14 protein-coding genes are annotated in these 16,699 nt (G+C 55.7%); 5 read left to right on the top strand and 9 right to left on the bottom strand.

The window, feature by feature from the left end; genetic code table 11:
• Position 1 precedes the first annotated feature (1 nt).
• Positions 2-2,257, bottom strand: a complete 2,256-nt coding sequence (locus JJ869_RS08465) for an NADP-dependent malic enzyme (RefSeq protein WP_292266101.1) — start codon at positions 2,255-2,257, stop codon at positions 2-4.
• Positions 2,258-2,372: 115 nt separating this feature from the next.
• On the opposite strand from JJ869_RS08465, the gene mutS reads away from it, so the two are divergent.
• Complete coding sequence (gene mutS / locus JJ869_RS08460) at positions 2,373-5,000, top strand: DNA mismatch repair protein MutS (protein ID WP_292266139.1); 2,628 nt, start codon at positions 2,373-2,375, stop codon at positions 4,998-5,000.
• On the opposite strand, the gene JJ869_RS08455 is transcribed toward mutS, so the two are convergent.
• Together JJ869_RS08455 and hrcA are read right to left on the bottom strand one after the other, a co-directional pair.
• Positions 4,997-5,563, bottom strand: coding sequence for a nucleotide exchange factor GrpE (locus JJ869_RS08455; RefSeq protein ID WP_292266100.1), 567 nt, complete (start codon positions 5,561-5,563; stop codon positions 4,997-4,999). The two genes, mutS and JJ869_RS08455, sit on opposite strands and share 4 nt — an antisense overlap.
• A gap of 4 nt (positions 5,564-5,567) precedes the next feature.
• Positions 5,568-6,638, bottom strand: a complete 1,071-nt coding sequence (hrcA, locus tag JJ869_RS08450) for a heat-inducible transcriptional repressor HrcA (protein ID WP_292266099.1) — start codon at positions 6,636-6,638, stop codon at positions 5,568-5,570.
• Positions 6,639-6,744: 106 nt separating this feature from the next.
• Here hrcA and rph point away from each other — a divergent pair, with 106 nt between their 5' ends.
• The 3 genes from rph to hemW are packed head-to-tail and all read left to right on the top strand — an operon-like array spanning position 6,745 to position 9,204.
• Positions 6,745-7,458, top strand: coding sequence for a ribonuclease PH (rph, locus tag JJ869_RS08445; RefSeq protein WP_292266098.1), 714 nt, complete (start codon positions 6,745-6,747; stop codon positions 7,456-7,458).
• Positions 7,455-8,066, top strand: a complete 612-nt coding sequence (gene rdgB / locus JJ869_RS08440; RefSeq protein WP_292266096.1) for an RdgB/HAM1 family non-canonical purine NTP pyrophosphatase — start codon at positions 7,455-7,457, stop codon at positions 8,064-8,066. Before rph ends, rdgB begins: the two co-directional genes overlap by 4 nt.
• Complete coding sequence (hemW, locus tag JJ869_RS08435; protein ID WP_292266136.1) at positions 8,029-9,204, top strand: radical SAM family heme chaperone HemW; 1,176 nt, start codon at positions 8,029-8,031, stop codon at positions 9,202-9,204. The genes rdgB and hemW overlap by 38 nt, the downstream gene beginning before the upstream one ends.
• Here hemW and JJ869_RS08430 read toward each other — a convergent pair whose 3' ends face one another.
• Genes JJ869_RS08430 through rho form a run of 6 tightly spaced genes read right to left on the bottom strand, consistent with a single transcriptional unit; the run spans position 9,205 to position 15,975 of the window.
• A complete protein-coding gene (locus JJ869_RS08430) occupies positions 9,205-10,116 on the bottom strand; it encodes a ParB/RepB/Spo0J family partition protein (protein WP_292266094.1) in 912 nt (303 codons plus the stop codon).
• Between the two features lie 9 nt (positions 10,117-10,125).
• A complete protein-coding gene (locus JJ869_RS08425; RefSeq protein ID WP_292266092.1) occupies positions 10,126-10,938 on the bottom strand; it encodes an AAA family ATPase in 813 nt (270 codons plus the stop codon).
• Positions 10,931-11,518, bottom strand: coding sequence for a 16S rRNA (guanine(527)-N(7))-methyltransferase RsmG (gene rsmG, locus JJ869_RS08420; RefSeq protein WP_292266091.1), 588 nt, complete (start codon positions 11,516-11,518; stop codon positions 10,931-10,933). Before rsmG ends, JJ869_RS08425 begins: the two co-directional genes overlap by 8 nt.
• On the bottom strand, positions 11,515-13,398 hold the full coding sequence (gene mnmG / locus JJ869_RS08415; RefSeq protein ID WP_292266090.1) for a tRNA uridine-5-carboxymethylaminomethyl(34) synthesis enzyme MnmG: 1,884 nt from the start codon (positions 13,396-13,398) through the stop codon (positions 11,515-11,517). The genes rsmG and mnmG overlap by 4 nt, the downstream gene beginning before the upstream one ends.
• A 3-nt stretch (positions 13,399-13,401) precedes the next feature.
• The gene (gene mnmE / locus JJ869_RS08410; protein ID WP_292266089.1) at positions 13,402-14,685 is read right to left on the bottom strand and encodes a tRNA uridine-5-carboxymethylaminomethyl(34) synthesis GTPase MnmE; all 1,284 of its coding nucleotides are present in this window, start codon (positions 14,683-14,685) and stop codon (positions 13,402-13,404) included.
• Positions 14,686-14,706: 21 nt separating this feature from the next.
• The gene (gene rho, locus JJ869_RS08405) at positions 14,707-15,975 is read right to left on the bottom strand and encodes a transcription termination factor Rho (protein WP_292266087.1); all 1,269 of its coding nucleotides are present in this window, start codon (positions 15,973-15,975) and stop codon (positions 14,707-14,709) included.
• Positions 15,976-16,485: 510 nt separating this feature from the next.
• On the opposite strand from rho, the gene JJ869_RS08400 reads away from it, so the two are divergent.
• Positions 16,486-16,699, top strand: a 214-nt coding sequence (locus JJ869_RS08400) for a Maf family protein (RefSeq protein WP_292266086.1), incomplete at its 3' end; no start/stop codon positions are given.

The raw sequence follows: 16,699 nt of genomic DNA, 5'->3' as shown, positions 1-16,699 counted from the left end.
GTCACCGACCCTTGCACGCCGCCAGAACCGCCATGTTCAGAATGTCGCCCGCTGTCATGGAGGTCGAGCAAATCTGGATCGACTTGTCGACACCTGCCAGAATTGGCCCGATCACAGTGGCACCCGCCATTTCCTGCATCAGCTTGACGGAAATCGACGCAGAGTGGCGCGCAGGAACGACAAGGATGTTTGCGGGTCCAGTCAGGCGCTGGAACGGATAGAATTTTTGCGCATTCCGGTTCAGCGCCACATCGACGGTCATTTCTCCTTCGTATTCAAAATTCACGCCACGCCGGTCAAGAACGCGTGGCGCGATGTGCATCTTCTCGGCACGTTCGGACACCGGGTATCCGAAAGTCGAGAAAGACACGAACGCCACACGTGGCTCTAACCCGATCAAACGGGCCACTTCCGCTGCACGTTCGGCGATATTGGCAAGGTCTTCCTCATCCGGCCATTCATGCACAAGCGTATCCGCGATCAGCACAATGCGGCCTTTGACCAACAACGCGGTCACACCCGCCGCGCCATGCGCTGCATCGGCGTCGAAGACGTGGTTGATCAACTCGAGCACATGCGCCGATTTCCGCGTTGCGCCAGTCACAAGCGCATCGCCGTGCCCCTGTTGCAGCATCAAAGCACCAAATACATGCCGATCCCGCGCAGCAAGACGATGAATGTCCTGATGGTCGTAGCCTTTGCGTTGAAGCCGACCGTAAAGCACATCCTTGTACCGGCTCAGATGCTGCGTATTGGCCGCATTGACCACCTCGATCTCGCGAACCGCATCACCCAAACCGGCCTCTTCCAGCTTCGCCTTCACATCTGTTTCACGACCGACAACCAACGCTTTGCCAAAACCCGACCGCTGGTACATGACCGCAGCACGCAGCACGCGCGGATCATCGCCTTCGGCAAAAATCATCCGCGCTTGCGCTTTGCGCGCCCGTGCATTGATCCCGCGCAGGATGCTTGCCGTCGGATCCATCCGCGATTTGAGCGATTCCTCGTATGCTACAAGATCAATGATCGGCCGCCGCGCAGCTCCTGTATCCATGCCTGCCTTGGCAACAGCAGGCGGAATGCGGTGTATCAGTCTCGGATCGAACGGTGTTGGAATGATGTAATCGCGCCCAAAAGTCAGGTTTTTGCCATAAGCCAAAGCGACCTCGTCTGGCACATCCTCGCGCGCGAGGTCGGCCAGCGCCTGCGCACAGGCGATCTTCATCTCGTCATTGATGGCCCGCGCGTGAATGTCCAAAGCGCCCCGGAACAGGTACGGGAAGCCCAACACATTGTTCACTTGGTTCGGATAGTCGCTGCGCCCGGTGGCCACGATCGCATCCATCCGCACCTCGTGCGCCTCTTCCGGCGTGATCTCAGGATCGGGATTCGCCATGGCAAAAATCACCGGATTGTCGGCCATCGACCGCACCATGTCCTGCGTCACGGCCCCTTTGACGCTCACCCCAAGGAACACATCCGCGCCGACCATCGCCTCTTCCAGCGTACGCGCATCGGTCTTGACCGCATGCGCCGATTTCCACTGGTTCATACCTTCGGTGCGGCCTTGGTAAATCACACCCTTGGTATCTGCGACAATGCAGTTGCCGTGGCGTGCGCCCATCCGCTTGAGCAGTTCGATACAGGCAATACCCGCCGCTCCAGCCCCGTTCAGAACGATCTTCACATTTTCGATCTTTTTGCCGGACAGGTGGAGCGCATTCAGAAGGCCCGCCGCACAGATCACCGCCGTGCCATGCTGATCGTCGTGGAAGACAGGGATGTCCATCTCTTCCTTGAGGCGCTGTTCGATAATGAAACACTCGGGCGCCTTGATGTCCTCAAGGTTGATCCCGCCAAAGGTCGGCCCCATCAGCCGCACCGCTTTGCAGAATTCATCGGGGTCTTCGGTGTCCAACTCGATGTCGATGGAGTTCACATCAGCGAACCGTTTAAAGAGAACGGATTTTCCCTCCATCACCGGCTTCGATCCCAGCGCGCCCAGATTGCCCAGACCCAGAACCGCCGTCCCGTTGGAAATCACCGCGACGAGATTGCCCTTATTGGTGTAATCATAGGCCAGACCGGGGTCTTTCGCGATGTCTTCGCACGGAACAGCCACACCGGGGGAATAGGCGAGAGACAGATCGCGCTGCGTGGTCATGGGGACGGTGGCCTGCACCTCCCATTTGCCGGGGGTCGGTTCAAGGTGGAAGGCAAGCGCTTCTTCGCGGGTGTATTTCGGGTTGGACATACGTCAGAGGCCTCATACGTCAAAATCGGGTTTTCCACCCGGGTCGGTCGTCTTAATGTCACGCCAAAGCACCGAGGGGAAGCTTGTGAACGCGAATAAATCACCCGTGACACCCATGATGGCGCAATATCTGGAAATAAAATCCCAGTATGCGGATGCTTTGTTGTTCTATCGCATGGGTGATTTTTACGAATTGTTCTTTGACGATGCAGCGGCAGCGGCCGAGGCACTGGACATCGCGCTCACCAAACGCGGCAAACATGACGGCGACGACATCCCAATGTGCGGCGTTCCGGTTCATGCGGCCGAAGGTTACCTGCTGACCCTGATCCGAAAAGGGTTCCGTGTGGCCGTTTGCGAACAGATGGAAAGCCCGGCAGAGGCGAAAAAGCGGGGATCGAAATCCGTCGTTAACCGCGATGTGGTGCGTCTTGTCACGCCCGGTACGCTAACTGAGGAAACTTTGCTAGAGGCGCGGAGGCACAACTTTCTGGCCGCTTTGGCCGGTGTCAGAGACGAATGGGCACTGGCTTGGACAGATATTTCGACCGGTGCGCTGCATGTTTTGTCGCTCTCGCTTTCCCGCGTCGGTCCGGAACTGGCGCAACTGTCCCCGGCTGAGATCCTTATGGCCGAAGGCACGGAAACCGCAGTTGCCAACGTGCTTGAAGATCTCGGACTTGAACCAACGTGGCTCGGCAAATCGAGTTTTGACTCAACAGGCGCGCATGCTCGCCTGACACAGCAATTCGGGGTGTCGTCGCTCGACGCCTATGGCCAATTCTCGCGCCCTGAACTGTCCGCCATGGGTGCGTTGATCGAATATATCGATCTGACGCAAAAGGGTCGCCTTCCCCTGCTCCGCCCTCCGGAGCAGGAAAAGCTCGGCAGTTCCATGCATATCGATGCTGCAACGCGTCGAAACCTCGAGCTGACTCATTCTCTGCAAGGTGACCGTGCTGGGTCGCTGTTGTCGGTCATTGATCGGACAGCGACGGCAGGCGGCGCACGGCTTTTGGAACGACGATTATCGACCCCTTCGCGTGACCTATCGGTCATCCGTAAACGGCAGGACGCGATCACATGGGCCATGTCTGACCCGACGATCGCCCGTCAAATACGCGATGCCCTGAAACGCGTCCCTGATGTGGACCGCGCTTTGTCGCGCCTTGGAATGGAGCGTGGCGGACCGCGCGATATGGCCGCGATTCGCAATGCTTTGACACAAGCAAACGCGATTTATGCTTTGTTAGAGACCCATGATCTTCCAGAGATGCTTCGAAGCGCTGTTTCGGCATGTACGGGGCACACTGATCTCGCCACTCTCTTGGACGACGCCCTGATCGCCGAACCACCGCTTTTGACGCGGGATGGCGGCTTCATTGCACCGGGTTATGATGCAGCCCTCGACGAAGCCCGCAAGCTGCGTGACGAAGGACGCGGCGTCATTGCTGGACTTCAGGCGCAATATTCCGAGATGGCGGGTGTGTCTTCGCTCAAGATCAAGCACAACAACGTGCTGGGCTATTTTATCGAAACCACATCGACCCACGCACAAAAGATGATGGCGCCGCCGTTGAATGAAACCTTCATCCATCGGCAGACGACAGCTAACCAAATTCGGTTCACCACTGTCGAACTGTCCGATTTGGAGCGGCGGATTCTGAACGCGGGAGGTGAGGCGATCGAGATCGAAAAGCGTCTCTATTCTGCCTTAAGTCAGGCCATTCTGGACCAGCAACCAGCGCTCAACGCGCTTGCCAGTGGATTGGCGGAACTCGATTTGGCCACCGCTCTGGCCGATCTTGCGAGTGATCTGGATTGGTGCCGCCCAACGGTCGACAACAGCCGCGCCTTTGACATCGAAGGTGGGCGCCATCCCGTTGTCGAACGCGCACTCAAGGCGCAAGGCGGCACCGGGTTTGTCGCCAATGATTGCGATCTCTCCGCACAGAACGACCAAGCCGCAATCACGCTGCTGACCGGGCCGAACATGGCGGGCAAGTCGACTTACCTGCGCCAGAACGCTTTGATCGCCTTGTTGGCACAGATCGGATCCTACGTCCCTGCAACATCAGCGCATATTGGTCTAGTCAGCCAGATCTTCAGCCGGGTCGGCGCGTCTGACGATCTGGCCCGCGGTCGGTCAACTTTCATGGTTGAAATGGTCGAAACCGCCGCGATTCTGAATCAGGCCGACGACCGTGCCTTGGTTATCTTGGACGAAATCGGGCGTGGAACGGCGACCTATGACGGCCTGTCTATCGCCTGGGCCACTCTCGAACACCTGCAATCCGTTAACAAGGTCAGGGCGCTTTTTGCGACGCATTACCACGAGCTCACCGCTCTTGCGAACAAACTGGATGGCGTGAAGAACGCAACCGTGGCCGTGCGTGAATGGGAAGGCGAGGTGATTTTCCTCCATGAGGTTCGGGATGGTGCCGCGGATCGGTCATATGGCGTTCAGGTGGCCCAGCTTGCCGGCCTGCCGCCAGCCGTTATCACCCGTGCCCGATCGGTTTTGGATGCATTGGAGAAGGGGGAACGCGAGAACACATCGCCTAAGGCGTTGATCGACGATCTGCCGCTATTCTCCGCCGCAGCTCACGCGCCACAACCCGTCAAACCCAAGGCCGATAACAAAATCGAGGCGCAGATCAAAAATCTGCACCCCGATGAAATGACGCCAATGGAGGCGCTACAGGCTCTGTATAACCTGAAAGCGCTCTTGAATGACGATTAGGACTTGGGCATCGAACTGACGCCAACCTGCGCCGGACGTAGCAGGCGGTCATAGAGCATGAACCCTTCGGTCGAGACCTGAATGATCTCACCAGCCGTTGTGCCGGGAACCGGTGCTTCGAACATCGCCTCGTGCATCTGCGGATCGAACTTGTCGCCCACCTGCGGTTTGATCGCAGTCACGCCATGCTTGCTGAACACGTTCAGCAATTCGCGCATCGTCAGCTCCACACCTTCGATAAACGCCTTCGAGGCCTCGCGCTGTTCTTCGGGAATGGCATCCAGAGCCCGCTGAAGGTTGTCGTAGACCGGCAGAAGATCACGCGCCAAACGCGAGCCGCCGTATTGCTGTGCCTCACGACGATCTTTTTCAGACCGTTTGCGCGCATTCTCGGCTTCGGCCAAAGCGCGCATGAACTTGTCCTTCAGATCATCCCGCTCGGCGCGCAGGGCGTCCAATTCCGCCTCCACGCTGTCGATCTCTTCTTCGAGCGCTTCGTTTTCCTCTGCCTCAGCCTCGGCCAGACTGTCGAGGAAATCTTTCGTGTGATCCGTTTCGGCCATTTACTTACCCTTGGTTGCGGTCGCCGAGCAGTTTCCCGACGAGCTGCGCTGTGTAGTCCACGATCGGTACGATCCGTCCATAATTCAAACGGGTCGGGCCTATAACCCCCACCGCACCGATAATTTTACGATCAGCGTTCATATATGGAGACACGACCAAAGAGGAACCCGAAAGTGAGAAAAGTTTATTCTCAGAGCCGATAAAAATGCGCACACCGTCGCCCTGTTCGGTCAACTCAAGGAATTCGGCAATGTCCCGCTTGCGTTCAAGATCGTCGAACAACTCGCGAATGCGGTCCAGCTCTTCTGCATGGGTGTCTTCGGCCAACAGGTTTGACCGACCCCGAACAATCAGACGTCCCGAAGTGTCGGCTTGATCGTCCCAGATCGCCAAACCCTGCTCGACCAGCGTCGCAGCCAGCGAATCAAGCTCGCGCCGCTTGTGTGCGATGTCGTCCTTGATCGTGCGTCGCAGATCGGACAGCGTTTTGCCTTCGACGAGCGCGTTCAGGAAATTCGCCGCCTCGCGCATGGAACTTGGCGTTTGACCGGCTGGTGGCTTGAACAGGCGGTTTTCGACATGGCCATCCGCAAACACCAGCACGACCAGCGCCTGATCGCCGCCCACAGGCAGGAATTCGATGTGCTTGATCGCCGCCTCGTGTTTAGGTGTGAGGACAAGCGAAGCGCCTTGCGTGACGCCGGACAACGCAGAGCCGACCCGGTCGAGGATCGTCGCGACATCCTGGCTGTTGCTGGTCATTGTCGCGTCGATCTTTTGCCGGTCGTCCTGATCCAGATCACGCACCTCCAACAACCCATCAACAAACATCCGCAAGCCCAACTGTGTCGGGATGCGGCCCGCGCTGATATGGGGACTGTCCAGCAGACCCAGGAACTCAAGATCCTGCATCACGTTCCGAATAGTGGCCGCCGACACCTTTTCATTCAGCGTGCGAGTCAGCGTGCGCGAACCAACTGGTTCGCCGCTTGACAGATAGCCTTCGACAACATTGCGGAAGACTTCCCGCGATCGGTCGTTCATTTCATCCAGAAGTTTGGTTCCGTCGCTCAATCGTTCACCTCGTGTCGAAGATGACGGTCATTTCTATGACAGACTATTGGCTTGCGAAACCGGAAAGGCTGCCTGTATCCGTACACAGAACTTTAAAGGATGTACCATGCGACCGTCAGGACGGAAATTAAGCGAAATGCGCGCGGTTTCAATCGAAACTGGGATCAGCAAACACGCAGAAGGATCGTGCATGATCCGCATGGGCGACACCCATGTGCTTTGCACCGCGACAATCGAAGACCGCGTGCCGCCCTTTATCAAGGGATCGGGCCTTGGCTGGGTGACTGCGGAATACGGTATGTTGCCCCGGTCCACCACAAGCCGAATGCGCCGCGAAAGCACCACCGGAAAGCAAGGCGGGCGCACTGTCGAAATTCAGAGACTGATCGGGCGCAGCTTGCGGGCGGGCGTAGACCGGGTCGCTCTGGGCGAACGTCAAATCAGCATCGACTGCGATGTGATCCAGGCTGATGGGGGTACACGATGCGCGTCAATCACCGGTGGCTGGGTGGCGTTGCGTTTGGCCGTAAACAAGCTGATGAAAGCCGGTGATATTATCAGCGATCCGCTCATTTCTCCGGTCGCTGCCGTCAGCTGCGGGATTTATGCGGGCCAAGCCGTCCTCGATCTCGATTATCCAGAGGATTCCGAGGCAGGCGTCGATGGCAACTTCATCCTGCGCGGTGATGGCCAGTTGATCGAGATCCAAATGTCCGCAGAAGGATCGACCTTTACACGTGATCAGATGGCACAACTCATGGATCTGGCGGATGCCGGGATACAGGAGTTGGTGGCACTTCAACTCAAGGCTGTCGAATGAGCCGCAAATTCGAAGGAAAGCAACTTCTCGTCGCGACCCACAACAAGGGAAAGCTCGAGGAAATTGCCGATCTTTTGAAAGATTACGGTGTCTCGGTCGTTGGCGCGGCCGAGATGAACCTGCCCGAGCCTGCCGAAGACGGGACCACGTTTGTCGAAAACGCGCGCATCAAGGCTCATGCGGCTGCCAAAGCGACAGGCCTTCCCGCCCTGTCGGACGACAGCGGGCTTGAGATTGACGCCCTGAACGGCGCACCGGGTGTTTACACTGCGGATTGGGCAGAAACAGAGACGGGTCGTGACTTTGTCATGGCAATGGAAAAGGCACACAACGCCATCCTGGATTCTGGCGTTGAACCTCCTTGGACAGGCCGTTTTTGCTGTACCTTGGTTCTTGCCTGGCCGGATGGCCATGACGAGGTGTTTCCCGGCACGATGGAGGGGCAAATCATCTGGCCGATGCGCGGAGATCAGGGCCACGGATATGACCCCGTGTTCCAGCCAGTCGGCTACGATGTGACTTTCGGTGAAATGGACCGCTGGGAAAAGAACAAGATCAGCCATCGCGCAGATGCCTTCCGCAAATTCGTGGCCGGGTGCTTTGGCTGAACTCTGGCAAGAGCGAGGATTTGGCCTCTATGTCCATTGGCCGTTCTGTGCCGCGAAATGTCCGTATTGCGATTTCAACAGCCATGTCCGATCCGCCGTAGATCAGGGGCTGTGGGCTGACGCATTAGCCCGCGAAATTCGCCGTACTGGGCAGGAAACCGGACCGCGCGTCCTGACCTCGATCTTTTTTGGTGGCGGCACACCCAGTCTGATGGAGCCCGAGACTGTTCACATCGTGCTGAGCGCGGCGCGCGATGTTTGGAGCTTTGCCAACGATATCGAAATCACACTTGAGGCCAATCCCACCTCTGTCGAAGCGCACCGCTTTGAGGGCTATGCCAAACATGGCGTGAACCGCGTGTCTCTCGGTGTCCAGGCGCTTGATCCTGACGATCTTCGGAACCTAGGGCGCCTGCACAGCGTGCCAGAGGCGCAAGCTGCTTTCAAAACAGCACGAGAGTTCTTTGACCGTGTGAGTTTTGATCTGATTTACGCGCGGCAAAACCAATCTCTTGCCGATTGGGAGCGCGAACTAACCACCGCCCTCGATATGGCGGTCGATCATCTTTCACTTTACCAATTGACCATAGAGGAAGGCACCGCGTTTTGGGATCGCGCCCAACGCGGACTGCTAAGCGGTCTTCCAACAGACGATCTTGGGGCAGATCTCTATGATCTGACACAGCGGCTATGTGAGCAAGCGGGCTATACTGCCTACGAAGTCTCTAATCATGCCAAACCCGGCGCGGAATCAAAACATAACTTGGTTTACTGGCGCGGCGGTGACTACGCTGGAATTGGTCCCGGAGCACACGGACGATTGACGTTTGCCGGTCGCCGCACCGCAACAGAGTGCTGGAAACAACCAGAGGCCTGGATCAAAGCGGTTAAGGACGGCACAGGCATTAGGGATAGTGTGCTGCTGAATCATCAAGATATAGCGGATGAACGCCTCATTATGGGGCTGCGCCTTCTTGAAGGTCTAATGATGGATGACATTTCAGATTATGTGGACAACACGCGTCTAAGACAGCTGATTGCGGACGGTCTGGTCTGGCAGCAGGACGATCGTATTGGGGCGACCGCGACGGGTCGCCCTGTCCTGAATTACCTTATCGCGCAACTTGCCAAGAGCTGATCAGCGCGAAGAGCTCAGCACCATGCAAAGTGCATCGAGATCTTCCAAGGTGTCATAGCTGATTGTGACAGTTCCGGATTCGCCCCCGGCACTGTGATTGATCGACACTTTCATACCCAAAGCGGCGGAAAGATCGCCTTCCAGCGCCTTGGTGTCTGCGTCTTTTTCAGAACCACCTGCGGATTTGGCCGTTGCCTTTGGCTTCTTAGTCCCATCCGGATTCTGAGCCTCGCGCACAAGTCGTTCGGTGTCCCGCACAGAAAGGCCTTGGCGTACGATTTGTCCGGCCAAAAGCACAGGATCAGGCGCCGTGATCAACGCTCGTGCATGCCCTGCTGACAACTTACCGTCAACCACAGCCTGCTTCACAACGTCAGGAAGGTTCAACAGACGCAACAGGTTGGCAATGTGACTGCGACTTTTCCCCAACGCCTGCGCGAGCTTTTCCTGCGTATGGCCGAAGCGGGTCATCAATTGGTCATATCCAGCCGCTTCTTCAATCGGGTTCAAATCCGCCCGCTGAATATTTTCGATGATCGCGATCTCAAGAACGTCTTCATCTGAAAATTCACGGATAACAACGGGAACCTCGTGCACTCCAGCCGCTTGCGCCGCGCGCCAACGGCGTTCACCAGCGACAATCTCATACTGAGTGTCAGAGGTGCCGCGGGGCCGAACGATAAGGGGTTGGATGACTCCTTTGCTGCGGATCGACAGCTTCAGTTCTTCAAGAGCTTCGGGATCAAACTGACGGCGAGGCTGATCGGGATTTGGGAACAACTGGTCGACCGGCAAACTGCGGACGGGTCGCTGCCGCGTTGGCGCATCCGCGTCTACACTTGGTTCGATATCCGCCATCAGCGCGGACAACCCCCGCCCCAAGCCGCGTCTCTGTTCTTTCTTTTCGGCCATCCGATCCACCTACGCTGCTGTGACTGTTTCATTTTTTCCAAGAAATTCGCGTGCCAATGCCCGATACGCGATGGCTCCCTTGGAGTTGGTGTCATATTCAAGAACCGGCATTGCGAATGAGGGCGCTTCGCTGACCCGAACATTTCGTGGGATCACGGTCTTGAACACGAGGTCCCCGAGATTATCCCGAGCATCTGTTTCAACCTGTTGCGACAGGTTATTCCGGGAATCATACATTGTCAGCACAACACCTTCGATCCTGAGGTTCGGATTCGCCGATTGCCGAACCTCTCGGATCGTCAGCATCAGTTGACTAAGCCCCTCAAGCGCAAAGAATTCACTTTGTAGCGGGACTAGAACGGAATGTGCCGCCACCATCGCGTTGACCGTCAAAAGATTTAACGATGGGGGGCAATCAATCAGAACAAAGTCGAAGGCAAACTGATCCATATCGGTTTGGCGCAACGCGTCATGCAACAGATAACTGCGTTTCTCATTCGCGATCAGCTCAATATCAGCCGAGCTTAGGTCTGTGGTTGAGGGCACGAGAAACAGATTTGCCTGACCCGTTTCACAGATGATGTCCGAAAGCGGAAAGTCATCCAGAAGCAGGTCATAGGTTGTGGCGCGTCGGTTTTCGGGCATGACACCCAGTCCGGTCGATGCGTTACCCTGCGGGTCAAGGTCGACGACAAGCACCTTTTGACCGATTTCTGCCAAGGCGGACGCAAAATTGATGGCTGTCGTGGTTTTGCCGACCCCGCCTTTCTGGTTTGCGATCGCTATGATTTTCGGGCCAGCCGGCCGTGTGGGATCAAACACGAGAAAGACCTCCAATCGCCAAAACGGCAGCTTCGGGATGTGTAACACTCCTATGCGCTTCACAGGTGAATCGCCACTTCTTTTGGGCCTCCGCCACCTCATTTCGCCACGCCCCCCCCTTCATGAAGAAAGCTGTTCCGTTTGGTGCAAGGTGTCGTTCGGAAAATCCAAGCAAATCGTCAAGTGGCGCAAGCGCACGTGCGCTGATGACGTCACTGCCCATAGGATCAACATCCTCGATCCGTTTGGCGATGACGGTAAACGGGGTTTTTGTTTCACGTGAAACAGTGCGAAGGAACGTGGCTTTGCGTTGGTCGCTTTCGATCAAGGTAACGCTCACACCCTTATCCTGAAGAGCAATAGCAACGACTGCGCCGGGAAATCCACCTCCGGACCCCAGATCAACCCAGGTCGCTGCCCCCTCCGGGCAGAGTGAGACAACTTGAAGTGAATCGTCAAAATGACGTTTTCCGGCATCCTGCAAGGAAGCTCGGGAAACGAGGTTGATCTTAGGTGACCACTTTATGAGAAGCTCGGCATATATCGCCAGTCTCTCTTGTGTTTCACGTGAAACATTCATCCAGCGGCTCGCTCACGCGGAGTAAGCGATCTGATTCGCGACAGAAGCAGTAACAGAGCGGATGGGGTCATTCCATCAATCCGCGATGCCTGAGCGATGTTGGCTGGCTGTGACCGGGACAGCTTGAGCTTCAGTTCGTTTGACAAGCCTTCAATTTCAGAAAAATCAAAGTTAGAGGGGATGACTTGCGCTTCGTCCCTCTTCAAAGCTTCGATATCTTTTTTCTGTCGCTCAATATAATTCGCGTACAACGCATCTTTTCCAAGCTGATCCCGGGTTTTTTCATCGATCTCTGAAAGCTCCGGCGCGATCTGCAACAATGCGTCCCAAGTCACAGCTTCGATTGCGAGCGCTTCAAACACTGTCCGTTTTGATCCGTCCTGCGAAATTGCGACGCCAGCGTCGATCAATTGGCGCGACGACACCGAAAGAGCATCCAGCTTGGCGCGACCCTTGTTGATCATTGAGAGCTTCGCCTCAAATGCCGACTGCCGCTCTGCCCCAACACAGCCAAGCTCGATTGCTTTCGGGGTGAGCCTTTGGTCTGCATTATCCGCGCGCAACGAAAGCCGATATTCTGCACGTGACGTGAACATCCGATAAGGTTCCGCAACACCACGAGACGTCAGATCGTCGATCATCACGCCGATATAGCTGTCAGACCGACTGAACGTGACGGCAACCTGCCCCTTCGCACGGCGCGCGGCGTTTAGGCCGGCGACCAGTCCTTGTGCAGCCGCTTCTTCATAACCCGTGGTTCCATTGATCTGTCCCGCGAGGTAAAGGCCGACATGTGATTTAAGGGATAGATCAAGATTCAAAGCGCGCGGGTCAACATAATCGTACTCGATCGCGTAACCCGGCTGAAGAATTTCGGCCTGCTCCAACCCCTTGATCGACCGCACGTAATCAACCTGAACATCTTCGGGCAGCGACGTAGAGATCCCGTTTGGATATATCGTGTCGTCGTCAAGTCCTTCAGGTTCAAGGAAAATCTGATGGGAGGTTTTGTCAGAGAACCTGACGATCTTATCCTCGATGGAGGGGCAATACCTCGGTCCGATACCTTCGATATGGCCGCCATACATGGCAGATCGATCTAGGTTATCTCGGATGATCTGATGAGTTTTTTCATTGGTGTGCGTGATTGCGCAAGAAACCTGGCGCGCAAATGGTACGACTGACAGGAACGAAAACATCACTGGATCATCGTCACCAGGCTGTTCGTCAAGGCCTTCCCAATTTATCGTCCGTCCGTTCAACCTTGGTGGAGTCCCGGTCTTCAGGCGACCAAGCGGGAGGTTGAACGATTCAAGCGTTTTCGCGAGATCGTTCGACGGCCGCTCACCCATTCGACCACCAGAGATTTTGCGGTCCCCGATATGAATGATACCGCGCAGAAACGTGCCCGTGGTCAGAACCACGGACGGCGCCGCCAAGGCGCGATCATCATCGATCCTTACGCCCTCGACAGTGGTTCCATTAACGACAAGGTCCGTAACCTCGCCAATAACGATTTCCAGCCCATTCTGCGATTTTATGGCATTCAACATCTCGGACTGGTAAATCTTCCGATCCGCCTGCGCACGTGGGCCTTGAACAGCTGGCCCCTTTCGGCGATTTAGAAGTCGGAACTGAATTCCCGCCTTGTCCGCCACCCGGCCCATGACGCCATCAAACGCGTCAATTTCCCGAACAAGGTGCCCTTTACCCAACCCTCCAATAGCAGGGTTGCACGACATGACACCAATTCCAGTTTCCGTTAGAGTGACAAGGGCCGTGTGAGCGCCAAGGCGCGCAGCCACATGGGCGGCTTCACAACCGGCATGACCACCACCGACGACGATGACATCGAAATCAAATTGTTTCACATGAAACACTCCTTACTTTCCGATGCAAAAGCTCGAGAAAACCTTGTCTAGCACATCTTCCACATCGACACGACCCACCAGTCGTTCAAGTGTGACAATGGCTGAGCGAAGTTCTTCCGAAGCGAGATCATAAGTACCCGGACCCGCCTGAGTGAACGACAACGCCTTTTTCAAAGCGTCCCTTCCCTCTTCCAAAACCAGCTTCTGTCGTTCATGCGATACCAGACCGGCCGAGGTTGCGTGCGATAGAAGGTATGTTTTCACGTCTTCGATCAGCTTTTGCACGCCTGCCCCCGTTAGACCAGACACACCAGCACCGTCGCTGCGAAGGTCCGATTTACCTTCTACTACAATGTCATGATCCAATGGGACCAACTTATCAAATCCGCCGTCTCCTTTCAGGAAAACACGAAGATCGGCAGACACTGCGCGCGTCATCGCCCGTTCAATTCCGATCGATTCGACCATGTCCTCTGTATCGCGCAAACCAGCCGTATCGAGAAAAGTCACCGGGAGCGACTCCAGATCCATCCTGACCTCAATGACATCCCGTGTGGTGCCGGCAACTTCAGACGTGATTGCCGCGTCGCGCCCGGCCAAAGCATTCAGAAGCGTGGATTTCCCAGCATTTGGCGGCCCAACAATCGCCACTTCAAAGCCGGTCCGAACACGTTCCGCGATCCCAAATCCATTGATCTCGTGGTCCATGGTTTTGATAACACTGGCGAGACGCAGTTCAACATCCGCGGAGACATCAACAGGTACCTCTTCATCGGCAAAGTCGATTGTGGCTTCCAACAGCGAAACAGCGTGGATCAGATCGGTACGCCATGTTTCCGATTTTTCCCGCAGACGACCAGTGAACCCGTTCAACGCCTGCTTGCGTTGCATCTCGGTTTCCGCGTCGATCAAATCAGCGAGTGCCTCGACCTGGGTCAGGTCAAGCCGTCCATTGTTCAGCGCGCGTCGGGTGAATTCGCCAGCGGCAGCAGGCCGATAACCCGGTATATCCTTCAAGCAATCCAGCACGCTGTTGATGATTGCAATACTTCCATGCGTGTGAAGTTCTACAACCCGCTCACCAGTAAAGCTCGCGCGTTCTTCAAATGTCAGAACCAACACTTCATCAAGAAAACCGCGCGTCTGGTGGACCAGCTTTCTAAGGGCGGTCTTTCGGGGCTCAGGCGGTTCAAAACCGAAAACACTGCAACAGGACAAGGCCTCTGGCCCCGAAACCCGGATCACCGCAACGCCTGATTTTCCCGGCGCGGTCGCCAAGGCAAAGATCGTATCCATGACGTTGCTGGTCCGCCAAGTTTACGAATTCATGGAGTCAAAGAATTCCGAATTCGTTTTGGTTTGCTTGAGTTTCGAGATCAGGAATTCGATGGCGTCTGTGGTGCCCATCGGGTTGAGGATCCGCCGCAGAACGAAAGTTTTCTGAAGGTCGATCTTGTCAACCAACAGCTCTTCTTTCCGTGTGCCTGACTTGAGAATGTCCATCGCCGGGAAGACGCGTTTGTCCGCAACCTTACGATCCAGGACGATTTCCGAGTTACCGGTGCCTTTGAATTCCTCGAAGATGACTTCGTCCATCCGGCTGCCGGTGTCGATAAGCGCCGTTGCTATGATGGTGAGCGAACCACCCTCTTCGATATTGCGCGCTGCACCAAAGAACCGCTTCGGCCGCTGGAGCGCGTTGGCGTCCACACCACCGGTCAGAACCTTACCGGACGACGGCACAACTGTGTTAAATGCACGACCAAGTCTTGTGATCGAGTCGAGAAGAATAACAACATCTCGCTTATGTTCCACCAAACGCTTGGCTTTTTCGATCACCATTTCGGAAACGGCGACGTGGCGTGTGGCCGGTTCATCAAAGGTGGAGGACACAACCTCGCCTTTGACCGAACGCTGCATGTCGGTGACTTCTTCCGGGCGTTCATCAATCAGGAGAACGATGAGATAGCATTCCGGGTGGTTGCGCTCGATCGAGTGCGCAATGTTCTGCAGGAGAACGGTTTTGCCCGTCCGCGGCGGAGCAACGATAAGCGAACGCTGGCCTTTACCGATGGGCGCAACGAGATCGATGATACGGGCCGAGCGATCCTTGATCGTGGGATCCTCGATCTCCATGATCAGTCTCTCATCCGGATAAAGCGGTGTCAGGTTATCAAACGCGATCTTGTGACGGGCACGCTCGGGATCCTGGAAATTGATCTGGGTGCAGTCCATCAAAGCAAAGTAGCGTTCGTTGTCTTCGGGCGCCTTGATTTCACCGTCGATGGTGTCACCGGTCCGGAGAGAGAACTTTCTGATCATTTCAGGCGAGACATAGATGTCATCGGGACCGGGCAGATAGTTCGCCTCGGGAGAGCGAAGAAAGCCAAACCCGTCTTGCAGAACTTCAAGAACGCCGTCCCCGAAGATCGTCCAACCTTCATCCGCGCGTTCACGCAGGATTTGGAACATGATCTCGCCTTTACGCATGGTGGATGCGTTTTCGATCTCGAGGTCCTCGGCCATGGCCAGAAGGTCTTTGGGGCTTTTTGCCTTAAGATCGGCAAGGTTCAGCTTTTCTGTCATGAAATATCCCGGACTGCTGGTCGTCGCAGTCGTGTCATCGTTGTCTCAGGAAGGTGTGGTCCAGAACAGGACTGTCTTGCTCTTAGCCGAGGGGACGGAAGCTGTCAAACCAGACCCAATCAATAAATAAATTAAGAAAAAAGAAAGGATTTTGAGAATAGAGGCACGGCACGGCCTATGTGGATTAACGTGTTCTACAGGTTTCGTCCACAGATTTAAGACATGTGGATCATTGTGGGAATAAGCCCTGTCACATCTATATTTGATATCTAAGTAATTGTTTTTAATATATTTAGTTTCATACTTCCCGTGGATAACTCGGGGAAAAACCTAGGAAAGACGCCGACGCAGGTCGTTTGTTCAAAAGCCCGACTTATCCTTTACACAGCCGGTAAAACCCGTGTGGCGATCCAGAGCAACTTGCCGAGATCTGTGCAGACTTGCCGATACGATCGGATTTCCCCAGAACGCTCCTGTAAAGAAACAGAACTTGTCCGTAGAGTTGTCCACATGAATCTCGACCTTGTCCTTGCCTCTGGATCTCAGATCCGCGCCGAACTGCTTCGCAACGCCGGGATTCGATTCGATGTCATCGTCGCACGAATCGACGAAGACACCGTTCGCCGCGCATTGGAAGCGGAAGAGGCATCGCCCCGTGATATCGCCGATACGCTGGCGGAGATGAAGGCGCGCAAGGTGTCTGACAAGACGCCCGGCGCGCTGG

The sequence above is a fragment of the Marivita sp. genome (assembly GCF_017643905.1).
GTDB lineage: Bacteria > Pseudomonadota > Alphaproteobacteria > Rhodobacterales > Rhodobacteraceae > Marivita.
Note: the sequence above shows the minus strand (reverse complement) of the source record. Positions and strands in the feature narration are given on the sequence as shown.